The organism is Bradyrhizobium sp. 23AC (assembly GCF_054863025.1).
On record NZ_JAVAYN010000158.1, the window covers coordinates 1 to 271 of the forward strand.

The 271-nt window shown below is 56.8% G+C and carries 1 protein-coding gene; it reads right to left on the reverse strand.

Features of this window, described 5'->3' with window-relative positions; translation table 11 throughout:
* Positions 1–271: hypothetical protein (locus RAD10_RS41905; RefSeq protein WP_461622029.1), on the reverse strand; the 271-nt coding region annotated here is incomplete at both ends.

Sequence of the window (271 nt, forward strand, 5' to 3'; positions counted from 1 at the left end):
TAAGATCGGCCGATGGTTCACCCGCCTCCTCGACTGAGAAGTAATCCTCAAGCCGCACCTCCGCGATCAACACGGCAAGTGTGATCGCGAAAACACCCAATGGCGAGATGAACTGACCGACGTAGATCAGTAGCAGCAAAACGATGACCGCGGTGATCCGCGGAACCACCACCCCGCAAATGCCGGTGATCAAACGAACGAAAGTAATGGCAGACAGATAGACGGCAACACCGCCGATCATTAGGGCCAGCGTCGGCAGGCGCAAATGGGC